The 4,599-nt window shown below is 68.9% G+C and carries 1 protein-coding gene; it reads right to left on the bottom strand.

Annotated features, from left to right (window positions below; translation table 11 throughout):
• Window positions 1-4,599, bottom strand: a 4,599-nt coding sequence (locus DSZ44_RS17945) for a ThuA domain-containing protein (RefSeq protein WP_110853994.1), incomplete at both ends; no start/stop codon positions are given.

Genomic DNA, 4,599 nt, shown 5'->3' on the forward strand with positions numbered 1-4,599 from the left:
CCCTCGGCGAGCACGAAGCCCTCCAGCGCACGCGCCGTGACGGTGACCGTCCCGGTACCGGCGTACTCACCGGCGGGCACGACCGCACCGTCGACGAGGTACTCCACGCCGTCGACCGCAGGGATCGTGTACGTGTCGTCCTCGGTGCCGTCCACGTCGGAGAACGTCACCGCAGCCGGCGTCACGATCACCGGCTCCGGGTCGACGCCGCCGTCGTCCACTCGGAAGTAGTCGAAGGTGACGGTCTGGTTGTCCTCGGAGCCAGTCCCGAGAGCGAACAGACCAACCCGGCCCTCGGCAGCAACCGTGGCGTTGGCGATCGACCCGAAGGTCGTCCACTCGGTGCCGTCGGCGGAGTAGCTGCCGGTGAACTCGTCACCGGACTTCTCCAGGCGCAGGTACCACACGGCCTGGCCAACGGTCGTGGGGCCCGCCGGGGTCTGGACGCTACCGTCGGTCTCGCTCAGCATCTCCATACCGAGCTCCAGCGTGCTGCCGGCGCTGTTCCGTGCGGAGATGTCGAGCTTGACGTAGTTGTCGTCGTCGACGTAGGCGATGAGGCCGCCCTGCTCGTACTGCTGGGTGAGCGTGGAGGCGTCGACCAGGGTCTCCACCGTCCAGTCGCCCTCGCCCAGGTCCTGCACGACGAAGTTGCCCGGCGTGCCGTTGTCGGTGCCGTAGATGTCACCGGTGGTGGCATCCAGCTCGAGGTAGCCGTCCACGACCCGCATGTGCTCCGGGTCGGGGCGGACGACCTCCCAGCGGCAGCCGTCGAGGGCGGTCCCGTCGAACTCGTCGCTCGGGTCGACCGGCGGCACCGAGTCGTCCGGGGCGATCTGGAAGTAGTCGAACTCCACGTCGACCGGCGCCTGCGAACGGCCCGCGCCCTGGAGGGCGAACAGACCGATCTTCGCGTCCTCGATGCCCTCGAGCGACTTCGTCTCCGACATGTCGGAGAAGTCCGTCCCGTTCGAGCTGTACGAGGCGGTGAGGTTCTCACCGTCGCTGACGAAACGCACCCACACCGTGCTCGGGTAGTCCGCGCCCACCGCGGGGCTCATGGACGCCGCGACCTCGTTGGGCGCACCGTCCTCCTCGCGGATGAACTGGAAGACCCGGCTGGCCGGGTCCGACCCGGACGTGCTGCGGCCGGAGAAGACCATCTTGGCGTAGTTGTCAGCGTCGCCGTAGATGAGGAGGCCGCCCTGCTGGTAGGCCTCCGCCCCGTTCAGCGTGAGGCGGGTGGTCGCCGTGAAGGGACCATCCGGCAGGTCCTGCAAGACGACGTTCGGCACGTCGCCGTTGTCCGTCCCGTAGATGTCCGTCGAGGACGTCGGGATGACGAGGTTGCCCTCCTCCACCCGAAGGTCCTGGTTGACCCGGAGCGAGGCGTCCCAGCGCCCGGTGTCGAGCGCGTCACCGTCGAAGCCGTCGGAACGACCGTCGAGGCACTGCAGACCCGGGGCGTTGACGGACACCTCGACGGACGCGACCGTCTGGGCGCCGCGTGCGTCGGTCACCGTGACGGTCGCGGTGTAGCGACCGGGCGCGGTGTAGGTGTGCGAGGCCTGGGCCGTGTCGGCCGTGGCTCCGTCACCGAAGTCCCACGCGTAGGTCAGGGGCGTGTCGTCGTCGGGGTCGGTCGCCGTGGCGGTGAAGCTCACCGCCAGCGGTGCCATGCCCGTGGTCTCGGTCGTCGTGACCTCGACCTGCGGGCTCTCGTTGTCCGTGACGCCCCGGCCGATGAACTGGACCCAGTTGACGTTGACCTGACCGTCCGTCATGACGAAGTAGAGCGGTCCCGACTCGGTCGTCACGTCCTCGGGCAGCTCGAAGTCGTAGCTGCCCCACTGCTGCCAGCCCCCTGCGGGAACGGTGACAGAGCCGATGACGTCGCCGTCCGGCGCGCCGGTACGGACCTCGACGGTGCCACCGGGCTCGGACGCGCCTCGGACGCGGATCGAGTCGATGCCGGTGAGGTTGGTCGGGTCGAAGGAGAACCAGTCGTCGGTCTCGGCGTAGCCGACGTTCTGCCCGCCATCGGTGTCCGTGGTGTCCTCGAGCTGGACGCCCGCGTCACCCGAGCTGGTCGACCCCTCGAGGCGACCGGTCTCCGCGAAGTACTCAGCCTCCTTGCGCTTGGGCTGGAGGATGAGCACCTCCTGCGACGTGAGCGGGTCGACGCCCTCGGCGCCCTGGTCGGTGTACGTCACGGTGATGACACCGAAGATGTTCGCGCCGATGTGGCCGGTGTCCCCGTTGACGGGGATCGCACCCTCACAGCCGCGGTACTGGTTGTACGGGTGGGCGTGCTCGTCGTGGCCGAGGGCCGGCTGGACGATGACGTCCTCGCAGTCGATGTCCTGCCCGTCCTCGGGGTCCGTGACCGACACCTTGTACTCGATGACGTCACCGAAGTTGAAGAAGCCACCGTTGGGCGGCGTCTCGACGGTGATCGTCGGCGCGGTGTTGCCCGCCGAGATGAGGACCGTGGCCAGGGTCGAGACCCCGTCCGCGTTCGTCACGGTGAGCGTGGCCGTGTAGTTGCCGGCCTCCGTGTACGTGTGCGCCGGGTTGGCCTCCGTCGACGTCGCTCCGTCACCGAAGTCCCACGCGAAGGTGACCTCGCCGCCCTCGGGGTCACGCGACCCCGCCGAGCTGAAGTTCACCTCGAGGTCCAGCGGACCGTTCGTGACGTCGGCCGCCGCACGCGCGATCGGCGCGCGCTGGCCGGAGAGGTAGTCGAGGCGGTAGACGCCGGAGTCGGCGTTGTTGCCACCGAAGCCCGAGCCCCACTCGATGATGTAGAGCGCACCGTCGGCACCCCACTCGAGGGCGTGCGGACGCCGGAAGGACATGCTCTCGAGGATCCGGTTGATGTCGACGACCTCGGTGGTGTCCTCGTCCATCTGGAAGGTGAAGAGCTTGCCCGTGTTCCACTCGGCGAAGGCGGCCTTGCCGTCGAAGTAGCCGGGCCACTTGCGCGCCGAGTCGAGCTCCTCGTCGTAGACGTAGACGCTCCCGGCCATCGGGGCGCCGCCGCCGGAACCGATCTCCGGGGCGTTGTTCCGCTGGTTGTTGTTCTGGTACCAGATGGTCGCGGGCACGGCCGGCGGCAGCTCGGTCAGGCCGGTGTTGTTCGGCGAGTCGTTGATCGGACCGCTCTCGCAGTCGAACGCCGGGCCGGACTCCTCCGTCGCGAAGTCGTACGAGCGGTAGGCGTCGTTGGCGCCGACGCAGAGCGGCCAACCGTAGTTGCCCGGCTCCTGGACGATGTTCCACTCGACCATGCCGGCCGGTCCCCGGTCGGGGTCGGCCGTACCGGAGTCGGGGCCGTAGTCCGCGACCAGCAGCGTGTCGGTGCGCGGGTCGAGGCCGATCTTGAAGGGGTTGCGGAAGCCCATCGCGAAGATCTCGGGACGGGTGAGGTCGCTCGCCTCGAAGAGGTTGCCCTCGGGGATCGTGATCGAGCCGTCGTCCTGCGGGGTGATCCGCAGGATCTTGCCGCGCAGGTCGTTGGTGTTGCCCGAGGTGCGCTGCGCGTCCCAGGCCTCGCGGCCGGGGCGCTCGTCGATCGGGGCGAAGCCGTCGGAGGCGAACGGGTTGGTGTTGTCACCCGTCGCGATGTAGAGGTTGCCCTCACCATCCATCTGGAGAGCACCACCGGCGTGGCAGCACTCCTCCCGCTGCACCTCGACCTCGAGGAGGATCTCCTCGCTGTCCAGGTCGAGAGTGTCACCCTCGAGCGTGAAGCGGGAGACCCGGTCGGACGACGAGCCCTGCGGCGAGTAGTAGAGGTAGATCCAGCCGTTGGCCTCGAAGTCGGTGTCGAGCTCGATGCCGAGGAGGCCGAACTCCTGGACCTGCGTGACGTCGAGCGTGCCGGCCGTCACCGTCCCACCGTTGGGCTGGATGATCTGGACGCGGCCGTCGCGCTCGATGTAGATCGTGCGCCCGTCCGGCGCGGGCGCCAGGTCCATCGGGTTCTGGGTGTTGAGGTCGAGCTCGACCTTGTCGAAGCTCTCGTCCAGGGTGGCGGAGCAGTCGGCGTCGACGACCCCGGCTGCGGTGCGCAGGCCCTCGAGCATGTGCTCGACGAACGCCGGCTCCTCGAAGGACGCGTCGGTGTGACCGCCACCCGTGTACCAGGAGCGGCCGCCGTCGTAGTCGTGGCACCAGGCGATCGGGTGGTCGGCACCCATCGCGCCGCCGCCCGCGTCGTAGGTGGACTCGTCGAGGGACGCAAGGACGTGGACGTCACCGCGCGGGTTGTCCTGGTAGTTGTACCACTCGTCCGTGCGGTCCCACAGCGCGGGCAGGTGCTCGGTGGAGGGGTGCGCCGGGTCCTCGACGACGACGGTCGCGTCCGGGGTCCCGGGCGGGTGGTTCTCGAAGTAGGCACCGACGAGCTCGCCGTACCAGGGCCACTCGTACTCGGTGTCGCTCGCCGCGTGGATACCGGCGTAGCCGCCGCCGTTCTGGATGTACTCCTCGAAGGCGGACTGCTGCTCGGCGTTGAGGACGTCACCGGTGGTGGAGAGCCACACGACGACGTCGTACTGGGCGAGGTTCTCGGTGGTGAAGTCGGCACCGTCCTCG

This window comes from Georgenia satyanarayanai (assembly GCF_900116375.1).
In the GTDB taxonomy this organism is placed as follows: domain Bacteria; phylum Actinomycetota; class Actinomycetes; order Actinomycetales; family Actinomycetaceae; genus Oceanitalea; species Oceanitalea nanhaiensis.